At 72.2% G+C, this 14,384-nt stretch carries 11 protein-coding genes; 4 read left to right on the top strand and 7 right to left on the bottom strand.

Annotated elements, in window-relative coordinates:
- Nucleotides 1–5: 5 nt before the first annotated feature.
- Genes hypF through hypA form a run of 3 tightly spaced genes read right to left on the bottom strand, consistent with a single transcriptional unit; the run spans nt 6 to nt 3,654 of the window.
- On the bottom strand, nt 6–2,363 hold the full coding sequence (gene hypF, locus CV755_RS33900) for a carbamoyltransferase HypF (protein ID WP_241561564.1): 2,358 nt from the start codon (nt 2,361–2,363) through the stop codon (nt 6–8).
- On the bottom strand, nt 2,360–3,298 hold the full coding sequence (gene hypB, locus CV755_RS33895; RefSeq protein ID WP_109284784.1) for a hydrogenase nickel incorporation protein HypB: 939 nt from the start codon (nt 3,296–3,298) through the stop codon (nt 2,360–2,362). The genes hypF and hypB overlap by 4 nt, the downstream gene beginning before the upstream one ends.
- On the bottom strand, nt 3,298–3,654 hold the full coding sequence (hypA, locus tag CV755_RS33890; RefSeq protein WP_109284782.1) for a hydrogenase maturation nickel metallochaperone HypA: 357 nt from the start codon (nt 3,652–3,654) through the stop codon (nt 3,298–3,300). The genes hypB and hypA overlap by 1 nt, the downstream gene beginning before the upstream one ends.
- Before the next feature lie 316 nt (nt 3,655–3,970).
- On the opposite strand from hypA, the gene CV755_RS33885 reads away from it, so the two are divergent.
- Both CV755_RS33885 and CV755_RS33880 read left to right on the top strand, forming a co-directional pair.
- Nucleotides 3,971–5,650, top strand: a complete 1,680-nt coding sequence (locus CV755_RS33885; protein ID WP_109284852.1) for an enoyl-CoA hydratase-related protein — start codon at nt 3,971–3,973, stop codon at nt 5,648–5,650.
- Nucleotides 5,647–6,177 (top strand): hydrogenase maturation protease, encoded by a 531-nt coding sequence (locus CV755_RS33880; protein WP_241561563.1) that lies wholly within the window; start codon nt 5,647–5,649, stop codon nt 6,175–6,177. The genes CV755_RS33885 and CV755_RS33880 overlap by 4 nt, the downstream gene beginning before the upstream one ends.
- Before the next feature lie 239 nt (nt 6,178–6,416).
- On the opposite strand, the gene CV755_RS33875 is transcribed toward CV755_RS33880, so the two are convergent.
- The 4 genes from CV755_RS33875 to CV755_RS33860 form a co-directional block, all read right to left on the bottom strand.
- Entirely contained in the window at nt 6,417–7,631 is a 1,215-nt protein-coding gene (locus CV755_RS33875; protein ID WP_109284780.1) for a toxin-antitoxin system YwqK family antitoxin, read from the bottom strand.
- A gap of 176 nt (nt 7,632–7,807) precedes the next feature.
- Complete coding sequence (locus CV755_RS33870) at nt 7,808–9,223, bottom strand: NAD-dependent malic enzyme (RefSeq protein ID WP_109284778.1); 1,416 nt, start codon at nt 9,221–9,223, stop codon at nt 7,808–7,810.
- A 63-nt stretch (nt 9,224–9,286) separates the two neighbouring features.
- Entirely contained in the window at nt 9,287–10,750 is a 1,464-nt protein-coding gene (gene aspA / locus CV755_RS33865) for an aspartate ammonia-lyase (protein ID WP_109284776.1), read from the bottom strand.
- A 52-nt stretch (nt 10,751–10,802) separates the two neighbouring features.
- Entirely contained in the window at nt 10,803–11,825 is a 1,023-nt protein-coding gene (locus CV755_RS33860; RefSeq protein WP_241561562.1) for an asparaginase, read from the bottom strand.
- Between the two features lie 162 nt (nt 11,826–11,987).
- Here CV755_RS33860 and CV755_RS33855 point away from each other — a divergent pair, with 162 nt between their 5' ends.
- Together CV755_RS33855 and CV755_RS33850 are read left to right on the top strand one after the other, a co-directional pair.
- A complete protein-coding gene (locus tag CV755_RS33855) occupies nt 11,988–12,455 on the top strand; it encodes an Lrp/AsnC family transcriptional regulator (protein ID WP_109284772.1) in 468 nt (155 codons plus the stop codon).
- Nucleotides 12,456–13,070: 615 nt separating this feature from the next.
- The gene (locus CV755_RS33850; RefSeq protein WP_109284770.1) at nt 13,071–14,285 is read left to right on the top strand and encodes a serine hydrolase domain-containing protein; all 1,215 of its coding nucleotides are present in this window, start codon (nt 13,071–13,073) and stop codon (nt 14,283–14,285) included.
- Nucleotides 14,286–14,384: the final 99 nt, after the last annotated feature.

The following is a 14,384-nucleotide window of genomic DNA, read 5'->3' as shown; positions in this document are numbered from 1 at the left end:
CCGTCTCACTCCTTCCGCCGGGCCCGCCGGGAGCGCGCCGCCACCAGGGCCTGGCCCAGCGCCAGCCCACCGTCACCGCAGGGAACCAGCCGGTGCCGGACCACCGTGAACCCCCATGCCACCAGCGCCCGTTGACAGTCCTCCTCCAGGAGCGCGTTGGCGAACACCCCGCCGGTGAGCGCCACGGTGCCCACCCCGGTGCGCTCCCGGACGGCCGTACACACCGTCACCACCAGGTCCGCCACCGCCCGGTGGAAGCGGGCGGCGATGACCTCCACCGGGGTCCGGCGGCGCAGGTCCGCCACGATCGCCGCGAGCACCGGCGCCGGGTCGGCCGTCAGCGGCGCGTCCCCGCCCGTCGTGGCCACGGCGAAGGCATACGGGCGCTCCCGGCCGTCCCCCGCCGCCATCGCCCGGGCCTCCAGGGCGGCGGCCGCCTGGGCCTCATGGGTCGCCCGGTGGCACACCCCGAGCAGCGAGGACACCGCGTCGAACAGCCGGCCCATGCTGGAGGTCGGCACACAGGCCACTCCGCGCTCCAACTGCCGTTCCAGCACCCGCCGTTCGTCCTCCGCACAGGCGGTCAGGCAGGGCAGCCAGGGATCCCAGGGCAGACCGGCGGCCCAGAGGTGCGCCAGGGCCATCCGGCAGGGATTGCGGACGGCGGCATCACCGCCCGGCAGCGGTACATACGCCAGATGAGCCAGGCGCCGGTAGCCGGTGTAGTCGGCCAACATCAGCTCACCACCCCAGACGGCGCCGTCGTCGCCATAACCGGTGCCGTCGAAGGCGACCCCGATGACCGGGGTGGTGCCGTCCAGCCCGGCATCGGCCAGGGCGGAGGCGATATGCGCATGGTGGTGCTGCACCAGGCGCAGTGGCCGGCCCGCCGCGTGATCGCGGGCCCAGGCCGAGGAGCGGTAACGGGGGTGCCGGTCGGCCGCCAGCAGTCCGGGGTGCACCCCGGTCAGCGCGGTGAGATGGTCCAGTGCCCGCTCGAAGGCGGTGAGCACCGCCAACTCGCCCAGGTCGCCGATGTGCTGGGACAGCCAGGCGGAACGCCCCTCGGCCAGACAGAAGACGTTCTTCAGATCGCCGCCCACCGCAAGCACCGCGGGCACCTCGAAGGGCAGGGTGAGGGGCTCGGGCACATAGCCGCGCGAGCGGCGCAGCGGCAGACAGCTGCCGTCGGACCGTACCCGCACCACGGAGTCGTCGCAGGGCACCCGGATGGGACGGTCATGCCGGAGCCGGGCGTCGGCCAGTCCCGCCAGCCGCAGCGCGGCCGTCGCGTCATCGGTGACGATGGGCTCACCGGAGCGGTTGCCGCTGGTCATCACCAGCACACGGGGGCCCGGCGGGTCGCCGGGCAGCCCGAACAGCAGCCGGTGCACGGGGCTGTAGGGCAGCATCACCCCGATTCCGGGGCTGTCCGGGCAGACCGCGTCGGCCAGCGGCAGGGCCGGGGAGAAGCCGGGCGCGCGGGGCAGCAGCACCACGGGGGCGCGGGGCCCGCCGAGCAGCCGGGCCTCGGCCTCGCCCACCGGGGCGAGGGCGCGGGCGGTGTCCAGATCGGCGGCCATCACCGCGAAGGGCTTGCCGCCACGCTCCTTGGCCGCCCGCAGCCGGCGGACCGCCGCCTCGTCACCGGCGTCACAGGCCAGGTGATAGCCGCCCACCCCCTTCACCGCCAGCACCCCGCCCCCGGTCAGCAGCGCCCGGGCGGCCGCCAGGGCGTCCTCTCCCCGGCACCGGCCGCCGTCCCGCTCCAGCAGCAGCCGCGGCCCGCAGTCCGGGCAGGCGATGGGCTGGGCATGGAAACGCCGGTCGGCCGGGTCCGTGTACTCCCCGGCACACCGCTCACACATCGGAAAACCGGCCATGGTGGTCCGCGGCCGGTCATAGGGCAGTCCGGTGACGATGGTGAAGCGCGGCCCGCAGTGTGTACAGGTGATGAAGGGGTGCCGGTAGCGGCGGTCGCGCGGATCGCCGAGCTCGGCCAGACAGGCGGGGCACAGGGCGGTGTCCGGTGGCATCAGCGTGCGGCCGGTGCCCGATGCCGAGGGCCGGATGGTGAACTCGCCGGTCCCCAGCACCCGCAGCCGTGACCGCGTCACCGAGGACACCACGGCCAGCGGAGGCGCCTCCCGGCCGAGCCGGTCCCGGAAGACTTCCACCGACTCCGGCGGGCCCTCCACCTCCACCACCACCCCGTCCGGGTGATTGGCGACATGCCCGGCCAGCGCCAGCCCCCGGGCCAGACCATGGACGAACGGACGGAACCCCACGCCCTGCACCGTGCCGCGCACCACCAGCCGGTGCCGCACCAGGCCGGTGCTGCGGGCACTCCCGACGGTGGTCACGGGCGCGGCACCGCCAGGCCGTCGGCGGGGCGGCGCCCGTCGTCCGAGCCGTTCCGGCCGGGCACGGCCCCCGGCCCGTCAGCCGGCACCCGCCCGGGCCCGGCGGCGGGGCCGGGCTCTTGGGCCGCTTGGTCCTGCCGCCCGGAGCCAGGGCCGTGCGGGTGGCCGTGGCCGTCTGCCGCATCGTGGTGATGGTGGCCGTGGACGTCCCCCGCCGCATCGTGGTGGTGGCCGTGGACGTCCCCCGCCGCTTCCGCCATCGCCGGACGGTGGAGCACGCCACCGGCCGTCACCGCCAGCACCCGGTCCACCAGGGTCTCCACGCCGTCCCCGGTGCGGGCGGAGGTATTCAGCACTTCCACGCCGGGGTTGACCCGGGCCACGTTCTCCCGGAAGGCCGCCTCCGCAAAGCCCACCGCCGCCGCGATATCCGTCTTGGTCAGCACCAGCAGATGCGCCAGCCCGAAGGCGGCGGGGTACTTCAGGGGCTTGTCCTCGCCCTCCGTCACCGACATCAGGGTCACCCGCATGGTCTCGCCCAGGTCATAGGAGGCCGGGCAGACCAGGTTGCCCACGTTCTCCACGAACAGCACCCGGGTGTCCCCGGGCAGCCAGCCCGCCAGGTGGGACCGGAGCTGGGCCGCGTCCAGGTGGCACAGGCCGCCGGTGAGCACCTGCCGGACCGGAACGCCGGAACGGGCCAGCCGGCGGGCGTCGTTCTCGGTGGCCAGATCGGCGGTGAGCGCCGCCACCGGCACCCCGCGGGCCGCGGCCGCCGCCAGCACCCGCTCCAGCAGAGCGGTCTTGCCGCTTCCCGGACTGGACAGCAGATTGACCAGCACCGTGCCCCGGCCGTCCAGCTCCCCGCGCAGGGCACCGGCCAAGGTGTCATTCTTCGCCAGGACCGCCTGGCGCACATCGACCACCCGGCACATCACACGCTCGCCTCCTCCAGCTCAATGGCGGTGATCTCCAACTCCCGCCCGGACAGCAGCCGTTCGCAGGGCCGCTCGCAGCGCGGGCACCACAGAAAGGGCGGCACGCCCACCGCGAAGTCCGTACCGCACGGCTCGCAGCGCGCTCGTCCCGGGACCTCCTCGATCAGCAGCCGGGCCTCGTCCAGCGCCGTGCCCTGCCGGGCCACCTCGAAGGAGAAGAGCAGGGCGTCCGGCACCACTCCGGCCAGTTCGCCCACCCGTACCCGCACCGCGTCCACCCGCTCCGCGCCATGCCGCCGGGCCAGTTCCTCGGCCCGTTCCACGATCACGGTCGCGATCGACAGCTCATGCATCCGGTTCCCGCTCCGTCGCTTCCAGCAGTTAGGGCAGTTCAGACAGATAGGCAGTCAGGCAGTCAGGCAGCTCAGAGGCGCCGGGCATGTGAAGGCACGTACCAGCCGGACCGTCCCTGGCCGGGGTCCACCGTGCCCAGCCCGCGCGCCGCGCCGGGGCCGCGGCGCGGCCGGTGCTGCCATGCGGAGCCAGGTATTCGCCCGGCCAGCGCAATCCATGGCGCCGGGCCGGGGCGAAGGGCCGGAGACGGCCACCGGTCGGCGAGGATCTGCCGGGGGGCCGTTCCCGGTCATGCACTCGGAAAGGCCGATCGCCATGCGTGTTCTGCTTATCGCCAGCGCCTTCAACAGCCTCACCCAACGGGTCTTCGCCGAACTCGGAGACCGCGGCCACACCGTGGAGACGGCCGTGGTCACCGACGCGGAGGCGGTACGGACCGCGGTCCTGCGGCACCGCCCCGAGCTGGTGCTGGCACCCATGCTCAAGACGGTGATCCCCGAGGACGTCTGGTCCCGGCACACCTGTCTGGTCGTCCACCCGGGGCCGCCCGGGGACCGGGGCCCGTCCGCCCTGGACTGGGCGGTCCAGGAGAGCGCACCGCGCTGGGGGGTGACGGTGCTTCAGGCGCGGGCGGAGCTGGACGCCGGGCCGGTGTGGGCCGAGGCCGGTTTCACCGTGCCGGCCGGAGTCGGCAAGAGCGAGCTGTACCGGGGTGAGGTCGCGGACGCCGCCCTGCAAGCGGTGCACCTGGCGGTGGAACGCTTCGCCTCCGGCGGCTTCACCCCCCGGCCCCAGGACGACCTGCCGGTACGCGCCCGCCCGCCCATGCGGCAGAGCGACCGCCGCATCGACTGGACCGCCCAGCCGACCCAGACCGTGCTGGGCGCCCTGCGCGCCGCCGACTCCCGTCCCGGGGTACATGACCGGCTCCTGGGCGACGAATGGTTCCTGCATGGCGGCCACCCCGAGGACCGGCTGCGCGGCGAACCCGGTCAGATCCTGGCCACCCGGGCCGGGGCGATCTGCCGGGCCACCGTGGACGGCGCGGTATGGATCCCCGAACTGCGCCGGTGCCGGACGGCCGACGGCGAACCGGGCATCCGGCTGCCCGCCACGGCCGCCCTGGGTGAACTCCTCCCGCCCGTACCGGAGATGGCCGCACCCCTGGAACTGCCCGCCCACCGCCGGACCTTCAGCGACATCCGCTATGAGGAGCGCGGCGAAGTGGGCTTTCTGCGCTTCCGCTTCCCCGGCGGCGCGATGAGCACCCGGCACTGCCGGCGGCTGCTGAGCGCCTACCGGGCCGCCTGCCGGCGCCCCACCTCCGTGCTGGTGCTCGGCGGTGAACGGGACTTCTTCTCCAATGGCATCCACCTCAATGTCATCGAGGCGGCCGCCGACCCCGCCGCCGAGTCCTGGGCCAATATCAACGCCATGGACGACCTGGTGGAGGCCGTCCTCACCACCACCGACCGGCTGGTGGTGGCGGCCATGGCGGGCAACGCCGCGGCCGGCGGGGTGATGCTGGCGCTGGCCGCCGACGAGGTGTGGTGCCGGGAGGGCTCGGTGCTCAACCCGCACTACCGGCTGATGGGCCTGTACGGCTCGGAGTTCTGGACCTACACCCTGCCCAGACGCGTCGGCCCCGGCCAGGCGGTGAAACTCACCGAGGAGGCCAAGCCGGTCAGCGCCCAACGCGCCCTGGACTACGGCCTGGTGGACCGGGTCCTGCCCACCACCGTGGAGCGCTTCGCCCCGGCGGTGACCGAACTGGCTCAGGATCTGACCCGGGCCACGGATGTGGCGGTGCGCATTGCCGCGAAGAAGGCCGCCCGGGAGCGCAATGAGGCGATCAAACCGCTCGCCGCCCACCGCGCCGAGGAACTGCGCCGGATGCGTGCGGTCTTTGACGACCCCACGGCCCCGTACCACGCCCTGCGCTCGGCCTTCGTCCGCAAACGCCCGGCCCCGGCCGCCACGGCGGTACGGCCTTGACCACCCAAGTGCCGCGCGGCCGCGTCCTGGTGGCCGGGGTGGGCAATATCTTCCTGGCCGATGACGCCTTCGGCCCGGAACTGGTCACCGCGCTGCGCGAGCGTGCCCTGCCCCCACAGGTCCATCTCGCCGACTTCGGCATCCGGGGCATGGATCTGGCCTACCGGCTGCTGGCCGGCTATGAGACGGCGATCCTGCTGGACGCCGTCCCACGGGGGGAGCCGCCCGGCACCCTCTATGTCCTCGACGCGGCCGCGCCCGCCGCCGGCGCACCGCCCCCGGCACCGGAGGCCCATGGCATGGACCCGGTGAAAGTCCTCGCCTGGGCAGGGGAGTTGGCTCGTGCCGAGGGCCTCACCCTGCCCCGGGTGCTGATCCTCGGCTGTGAGCCGCTGGTCCGGGTACGCGGGGACGAGCCCGACATCCCGGCGGGGCTCAGCGCCCCGGTGCGGGCGGCGGTGGGGGAGGCGGTGCGGCTGCTGGAGTCGCTGCTGGAGGAAGTGCTGGGGGAGCGCTCGCCGGGCTGAGCGGCGTATGTGCGCTGTTGCGCCTCGCCGGAGCGGTGGACCCCTGGCCGCGCCGCATGGTGTGGCAACTGGCCGCCAGGCCGGTGAACTCGTCCTGGCGGCGCGTCTCATGGGGCAGCGGCATGGTGCGCCGGGTCCTGTGCGGCGGCGATCCTTCTCGGTGGTGCGGTGTGCCGGGTCACCGGGCCCGGCGAGGCCCGGGAGGCGAAACGGCCATGGCGCCCGGAGTGGGCCGGCCTTCAGATCCGGCCGGGCCCGAGGTGCTGTCGCAGCACGTCGTATCCCCGGCTGTCGTAGGGGTCGCGGAGGTCTATGAAGACCGTGTGCTGTGCCCCGTCATGGGTGTAGACATCGAGATAGCCGCTGGAGTAGGCCGGACGCCGCCCGGTCGCCCACTCGGCGGATTCGATGTCGGCGAGGCGGAACTGCCTGGTGCCCAGGTGGATTCCGGCACTCTGGATGTCGTGCAGGGGGTCCAGGTCCTGGAGGAGCGCGCGGGCCCGCTCCGCCGTCTGTGGGTCCTCGTTCGCCATGGCCCGTAGGTAGATCTGGCGGGCTTCGCCCAGGCGGCCGGGATCGACTTCAATGAGCCGTCGGTGCGCCCGCTGGGCGGTGTCCCCGAGGAACGGGGGTGCCATGGCGCGCAGGAACAGGCCACAGGACTCGTCGAGATGGCCTTGCCGAGCGGCCAGATTGGCGAGATTGAACAGTGCCTTGCGGGCATGCTCGGGATGTCCGCCGGCGATGGCCTGCTCATAGAGCTGGCGGGCGTGCGTCAGTTCGCCGGCGCGCTGCTGGAAGATGGCGTAGTTGAAAAGGGACTTGGGCGCGTGATCGGGATGTCCGGTGGCGATCGCCCGCTCGAACGCGGTACGGGCCTGTGCGGCCCGCCCGGCCGAGGCTTCGAGTACCGCGAGGTTGGCCAGGGCCATGGGGCCGGTGTCGGGGTGGCCGGTGGCGGCGGCGCGGGAGAAGGCCCTGCGGGCGGCCGCGACATGACCCGCCGCCCGTTCGAGTGCGCCGAGGTCGAAAAGCATGCCGGCTTCCTGGTCCACATCGGCGGTGGGCGCGGCTCCGTCCCGGTGGCCGGCCGGTGCGGGCCCGGACGGGTTCAACTGCCGGTCTTCAATGAGGTTTCCATTGGGGTCCCACCGCCGGCGGTGCAGGGGCAGCCCGTCCTGAGTGTGTGTGACCAGCCCGGCCGGCTGCCCGTTGAGATGCCACTCCCGCCATTCGCCCACCGCGGTACCCGAGTTGACGGTGCCCTCGGATCTTCTGGTCCCGTCCGCGTACCAGGTCTGCTGGGGTCCGTGCCGGATGCCGTCCTGGTAGGTGAAGAGCGCGATCATCCGGCCGTTGGGGGCGGTGGTCTCCACCTCTCCGGTGAACGGCCTTTCCTGGTACCGGACCCGGCCGGGTTCATCGTGGTCGGTGTCCCGCTGATTGATCCGCATGGGCTCAGTCTCGGCGCGGGAGCGCGCCGCGTACAAGGCTTGACCGCGCCTCACCGGGTGCCCCGCAAGGGGCAGGGGCCGCGTGATCGGCCACGGACGGCCCGCACTTGCTACGCATGGACGGCCGCCCCGCGCCCTGGAAGGGGCGCGCGACGGCCGTCAACTCCGGCCGGTGCTCAGTCCGTTCGGCCCACCGCCAGCGCCGCCCGCTTGACCGCGGAGGCCACGGCCTGGGTCGCCGCCGCGTTGAAGACGCTGGGGATGATGTAGTTGGCGTTGAGTTCGTCCTCGGCGACGACATCGGCGAGGGCGCCCGCGGCGGCCAGCATCATCTCGGTGTTCACGGTGCGGGACTGGGCGTCCAGCAGGCCGCGGAAGACGCCGGGGAAGACCAGCACATTGTTGATCTGGTTGGGGAAGTCCGAGCGCCCGGTGGCCACCACCGCGGCGGTCTGCCGGGCGATGGCCGGGTCCACCTCCGGGTCCGGGTTGGCCAGCGCGAAGACGATCGCGTCATCCGCCATCGCCGCCACATCCTCCGCACCCAGCACATTGGGGGCGGAGACGCCGATGAAGACATCCGCGCCGCGCACGGCCTGCTTGAGGGTGCCGGTGATGTTGTCGGGGTTGGTGTTGTCCGCGATCCAGCGCAGCGCCGAGCCGGGATCGGCGGAGACCAGGTCCTCGCGCTTGGCGTGGACCACGCCATGGATGTCGGCCACCACCGCGTGCCGCACCCCGGCCGCAGTCAGCAGCTTCAGGATCGCGGTACCGGCCGCACCCGCCCCGGACATCACCACGCGGACGTCGCCAATGGCCTTGCCCACCACCCGCAGCGCGTTGGTCAGCGCCGCCAGCACCACAATCGCGGTGCCGTGCTGGTCGTCATGGAAGACCGGGATGTCCAGCGCCTCACGCAGCCGGGCCTCGATCTCAAAACAGCGCGGCGCGGAGATGTCCTCCAGATTGATCCCCGCGAAACCCGGCGCGATGGCCTTGACGATCTCCACAATGGCGTCGGAATCCTGGGTGTCCAGGCAGATCGGCCAGGCATCGATCCCCGCGAACCGCTTGAACAGCGCCGCCTTGCCCTCCATCACCGGCAGCGCCGCCTTGGGGCCGATATTGCCCAGGCCCAGCACCGCGGAGCCGTCGGTGACCACCGCCACCGCGTTGCGCTTGATGGTCAGCCGGCGGGCGTCCTCGGGGTTCTCCGCGATCGCCATGCACACCCGCGCCACGCCGGGGGTGTAGACCATGGACAGGTCGTCACGGTTGCGGATGGGGTGCTTGGAGGCCATCTCGATCTTGCCGCCGAGGTGCATCAGGAAGGTACGGTCGGAGACCTTCCCCACCGTCACGCCCTCGATCTCGCGCAGCCGCTGGACGATCTCCTCGGCGTGCGCGGTGGAGGTCGCGGCCACCGTGACATCGATCCGCAGCCGCTCATGGCCGGAGGCGGTGACATCCAGACCGGTCACCGAACCACCCGAGGACTCCACGGCCGTGGTCAGCTGGCTGACGGCCGACCCGCCCGCCGGAACCTCCAGTCGGACCGTCATCGAGTACGAGACGCTAGGCGCCGTTGCCATGGGGGTGTTGCTTCTTTCTGTTGCTGGTGAAGGGAGTTGAAGGGGTTTTCGGGGGAGAGGGGATCAGGAGGCGGGGGCCGCGGTGGTCCGGGCGTGCGGACGGGCGAGGTTGTCCGGGTGCAGGATTTCCTTCAGCTGCTCGGGGGTGAGCAGGCCCTTGGCCAGCACCAGGTCGTGCACCGAGGCGCCGGTGGTCAGTGCCTCCTGGGCGACGGCGGTGGCCTGTTCGTAGCCGATGTGCGGGTTGAGCGCGGTGGCCAGTCCGATGGACTGCCCCACCAGGCCCGCCAGATACTCGCGGTTGGCGGTGATGCCGTTGACGCACCGCTCGGCCAGGGTCAGGCACCCGGCCCGCAGATGGGTCAGGCTCTTGAGCAGGCTGTGCGCGATGACCGGCTCGAAGGCGTTGAGCTGGAGCTGGCCGGACTCGGCGGCCATGGTGACGGTCACGTCGTTGCCGATGACCTCGAAGGCGATCTGGTTGACCACTTCGGGGATCACCGGGTTGACCTTGCCCGGCATGATGCTCGAACCGGCCTGTACCGGCGGCAAGTTGATCTCGGCCAGACCGGCGCGCGGTCCGCAGGAGAGCAGGCGCAGGTCGTTGCAGGTCTTGGAGAGCTTGACGGCGATCCGCTTGAGCACTCCGGAGATCTGGACAAAGGCACCCATGTCCTGGGTGGCCTCCACCAGGTCACCGGCGACGGTCACCGGGATGCCGGTGATGGTGCTCAGGTGGCGGCAGGCGGTCTCGGCGTAGCGGGGATGGGCGTTGAGGCCGGTGCCGATGGCGGTGCCGCCGAGGTTGATCTCACGCAGCAGGGCGCAGGCCTCCTCCAGGCGGGCCTGGTCCTCGGCCAGCATCACGGCGTAGGCCGCGAACTCCTGGCCCAGCGTCATCGGCACCGCGTCCTGGAGCTGGGTACGGCCCATCTTCAGCACATCCGCGAACTCCTCGGCCTTGGCGGCGAAGGACTGGCGCAGTACCTCCATGGCCCCCAGCAGACGGGCGGCGGCGAGCTGCAGGGAGAGCCGGACGGCGGTGGGGTAGACGTCGTTGGTGCTCTGCCCGGCGTTGACGTCCTCCAGCGGGTGGAGGTGGCGGTAGGCGCCGCGGTCGTGGCCGAGGAGTTCCAGCGCCCGGTTGGCCACCACCTCGTTGGCGTTCATATTGGTGGAGGTGCCGGCGCCGCCCTGGATGACGTCCACCACGAACTGCTCGTGCAGCTGCCCGCCGCGGATCTCCTCGCAGGCCCGCACGATGGCCGCCGCCTTGCGCTCGTCCAGCAGCCCGAGGCCACGGTTGGCCTGGGCGGCGGCCTGTTTGACACAGGCCAGGGCGATGACCAGGTCGGGGTAGGCGGAGATGGGGGTGCCGGTGATGGGGAAGTTCTCCAGGGCCCGCAGCGTGTGGACACCGTAGTAGGCGGCCGCGGGAACCTCCCGGTCGCCGAGGAGGTCGTGCTCGGTGCGTACCGGGGGGCGGTCGTCGAGGGGAGTGGCGGGACCGGGGACGGATGCCGGCATGGAAGGTCCGATCAGGCGTGGGGCGGGCTGGGAGGACGGTGGGGGAGGGGCGTCAGGCGGCCGCGCTCGCGGCCACGGCGTCGCCGGCGGCGAGCGTGTTCCGCAGCGCCTGGGCGCGTTCGGCCGGGCCGGTGGCGGCCAGGAGCGCGGAGAGCACGGCGATACGTGCCTGGCCGGCGCGGAGGGTGCCGGTGAGCACCGCTCCGGCGGCCGCCAGGTCCACGGCTCCGCCATGGGTGTAGATCTCCGCGACGGGCCCGCTGGGCACCCGGGTGGTCAGGGCGACCAGGACGCCACGGGAGACGGCCGCTTCCACGGCGGCGCAGATCTCCGGGGTGGCATTGCCCGCCCCCGTGGCGACCAGGACGATGCCCTGGGCGCCGGCCTGGACGGCGGCGTTGAACAGGGCCGGGTCCGCGTCACAGTGGTGCATCACCACATCGACCCGGGGCAGCGGCTCGGCGGCCTGCGGCAGGGGGAGCGCTGCCGGGCGCTCGGGGCGCCGGTGGATGAGGATTCCATCGGCCGTGACATCGGCCACCCGGCTGCCGGAGGGGTCGGCGAAGGCGTCCGCGTCCAGCGTCTGCACCTTCACGGTGCCGCGGGCCGCGTGCACCTGCCCGTTGAAGACCACCAGAACGCCCAGGCCGCGCACGGAGGAGGCGGTCAGCAGCGCGTCATGGAGATTGCGCGGGCCGTCACCCTGCGGGTCCTCCAGCGGGCGCTGGGCACCGGTGAAGACCACCGGCCGCGGGTCGTCATGGTGGAGATCCACGAAGAAGGCGGACTCCTCCAGGGTGTCCGTGCCATGGGTGACCACAATGCCGTCAACGGCGGGATCGGCCAGTACCTCGCGCACGGTCCGCAGCAGGGTGAGCTGGTGGGCGGTGGTGAGCCGGGCGCTGTTGACGCTCATCAGGTCCACGACCCGTACCGTCACACCCTCGGGCACGGCGGCCGTGGCCAGTACGTCCCCGCCGCGGGCGTCGGCCGCGTACCCCGACCCCTGCCAGCGGCTGGCGATCGTCCCGCCGGTGCTGATGACGACGACCTGTCCCACGTCTTCGCTCCTCATGTGCTCTTCCCGGGCCCTTGGTGCCTGGTGCTCTGCCGGGCATGGCTTCGCGTCTCGTACGCCAGTACGTTTGCGAGCCGGAGGAACTATAGGGCGAAACGGACGCAATCGGTTTGCCTTTTCGGGCGCGGGCGAGCCGGAAGCGTGGTGGATAATTGCGTGATGGACCGTATCGACAGAGAAATCTTGCGCGAGCTCCAGAACGACGGCCGCCTCACCATCCAGGAGCTGGCCCAGCGGGTCGGCCTGACCTCCTCGCCCTGTATGCGCCGGGTCCGCCAGCTGGAACAAGACGGCGTCATCCAGGGCTACCGGGCCGTCATCAATCCCGAAGCGGTCGGGCGGGGCTTTGAGGTCCTGGTCTCGGTGGAGGTCAAACGCGACCGGGAGGCGGTCGAGGCCTTCGAGGCGGCGCTCCAGGACATCCCCGATGTAATCGAGGCCTACCGCCTGTTCGGCAGCCCCGGCTGCCTGCTGCGCATCGCCGTCGCGGACCTCAGTGCTTATGAGCGGCTGTGGATCGAGCGCCTCACCACGCTGTCCGGGGTCACGGAGGTGAACTCGCAGATCATTATGAAGCGGGTGAAGGAGCCACGGGGGCTTCCGGTGGACGGGGCGCCGACGGTCTGAAGGCGCTTTCGGCGGCGGTGCGGGTCCGGTCGCCGTACGCGCCGTGGCGGTTCCGCCGGCGGCGCCCGACGCCGTACGTCCTGGCGTCCGGCGCCGTACGTCCTGGCGTCCGGCCAGGGCACCGAGCCGCTCGACCAGCCGGCGGAGCTCGGCGGCGTGGCGGTCCGGGAGGGCATTCACCATGGCTGTCAGGGAAATCCCTGGTGGGTAGGGGGAGTTGCCGCTTGCCGCGGCAGGTCCAGCGGCATGGTCCAGACGAAGCTCTGGCTCGTAGCGGGCGGCTCGGCAGGTCAGCGGGCTTTCGGTGCCCTCCGGTCGGCAACACCGGTCAGGTCCCGAGCGGCGCCACGGTCATCCCGCCCACGGCCAGGTCCTTTCACCCAGCCGGCGACGGCGTCCGCATCGCGTTCCACGGGCCCGCCGCGCGGGCATCCGGCACCTGCGACCGTGTCATTGAACAGGTCGTACACGCCATGGACGGTGCGGCTCCGGTGGAATCGGCGGCCCCTGACCGTCCTGGGGTTATCCCCAAGCCGTGCTGGGGGAATATCCCTTAGCCGGTCCTGGGGGTGCGCCGGATCGTGCCGCGACGGGAGGCGGAACTAGCGTTCGATCATGATTTCGACTGTGCGAAAGCACCTCGCCATGGCAGCCGGTGTGGCTGCGCTGCTGGCCGTAAATGCGGCCACCGCCGTCGCGCAGCCCGCCGGCCGTTCCCCTGCGGAGCAGCAGTTGCGCCAGGACACCAGGGCGATACACGCTCTCGGTGTCAGCGGTGTGCAGGCCCGTGTGATCGGGCCTGATGGCCGGGAGGCGGTTGCCACCAGCGGCACCGCCGACCTGCATACCGGCCGCCCGGTCGTGCCCGACGGCTACTTCCGCATGGCCAGCACATCCAAGACACTGGTCGCCACCGTGGTCCTCCAGCTGGAGGCCGAGGGCAGGCTGTCCCTGGATGACACGGTGGACCACTGGCTGCCGGGAGCGGTTCGGGGCAACGGCAATGACGGCAAGCGGATCACCGTCCGCCAACTGCTCCAGCACACCAGCGGCATCCACGACGACCTGCCCGGGTACACCACGCCCGAGGAGTACGACCAGCAGCGCTACAAGGTCTACAGCTCCGAGCAGTTGGTTGCCCGCGCCATGGCCCACACGCCGGATTTCCCGCCCGGCGAGGGCTGTCCGCCACCGGCTACGTCCTGCGAGCGCTGGAAGTACTCCAACACCGGCTATGTCCTGCTCGACATGATCATTCAGAAGGTCACCGGTCAACCCGCCCACCGGGAGATCGAAAAGCGCATCCTGCGCCCGCTCGGCCTCGACCAGACCCGGTGGATGGGCACCTCGCCCACCCTGCCCCAGCCGCATGCCCAGGCCTACCAGCTCTTCGGCCCCGGCTCCCGGGTGGACGTCACCGACCAGGTCGCGGTGGACCACGAGAACCTTTCGTGGGCCACGACCACGCGGGACGAGAACCGCTTCCTCCGCGCGCTGCTCGCGGGCCGCCTGCTGCCGGCGCGGCAGCTGGCCGAGATGAAGCAGACCGTCCCGGTGAGCGCGGAGGTCCAACAGCTGTGGCCTGGCGGCCGGTACGGGCTCGGCCTGGTTGAACGCGCTCTGACATGCGGGGGGACCTACTGGAGCCACGAGGGCGGGGACGGCGGCTACATCACCCTCAACGGCGTCACGGACGACGGCAGGCGCAGCGCCGTGGTCTCCATGTCCGAGGCACGTGGCGACACCCAGGACCACATTTCGGCCCAGGAGAAGGCGGCCAGCGCCCTGATCGACCACGCCCTGTGCGCCGGGGGACCCGGCAGCCGGTGAGCGGCGTCGTCGAGTGGCCGGTGGGGCGGTGAGCTCTGCGCAGCGGCTCGCGGGTACCGCGGATCAGCGTTGCGCATCCCTTCGCCCTGCCAGGCCCTC

The organism is Streptomyces orinoci, assembly GCF_003121295.1.
Classification (GTDB): Bacteria; Actinomycetota; Actinomycetes; order Streptomycetales; family Streptomycetaceae; genus Streptomyces; species Streptomyces orinoci.
This window is presented reverse-complemented; position numbering and strand designations above follow the sequence as displayed.

Excerpts from the sequence above, each read along its gene's own strand:
- hypB (WP_109284784.1), bottom strand. The coding sequence starts at position 3,298 with ATGTGCCGGGTGGTCGATGTGCGCCAGGCGGTCCTGGCGAAGAATGAC.
- hypA (WP_109284782.1), bottom strand. The coding sequence starts at position 3,654 with ATGCATGAGCTGTCGATCGCGACCGTGATCGTGGAACGGGCCGAGGAA.
- CV755_RS33885 (WP_109284852.1), top strand. The coding sequence starts at position 3,971 with ATGCGTGTTCTGCTTATCGCCAGCGCCTTCAACAGCCTCACCCAACGG.
- CV755_RS33875 (WP_109284780.1), bottom strand. The coding sequence starts at position 7,631 with ATGCGGATCAATCAGCGGGACACCGACCACGATGAACCCGGCCGGGTC.
- CV755_RS33870 (WP_109284778.1), bottom strand. The coding sequence starts at position 9,223 with ATGGCAACGGCGCCTAGCGTCTCGTACTCGATGACGGTCCGACTGGAG.
- aspA (WP_109284776.1), bottom strand. The coding sequence starts at position 10,750 with ATGCCGGCATCCGTCCCCGGTCCCGCCACTCCCCTCGACGACCGCCCC.
- CV755_RS33860 (WP_241561562.1), bottom strand. The coding sequence starts at position 11,825 with ATGAGGAGCGAAGACGTGGGACAGGTCGTCGTCATCAGCACCGGCGGG.
- CV755_RS33855 (WP_109284772.1), top strand. The coding sequence starts at position 11,988 with ATGGACCGTATCGACAGAGAAATCTTGCGCGAGCTCCAGAACGACGGC.
- CV755_RS33850 (WP_109284770.1), top strand. The coding sequence starts at position 13,071 with ATGATTTCGACTGTGCGAAAGCACCTCGCCATGGCAGCCGGTGTGGCT.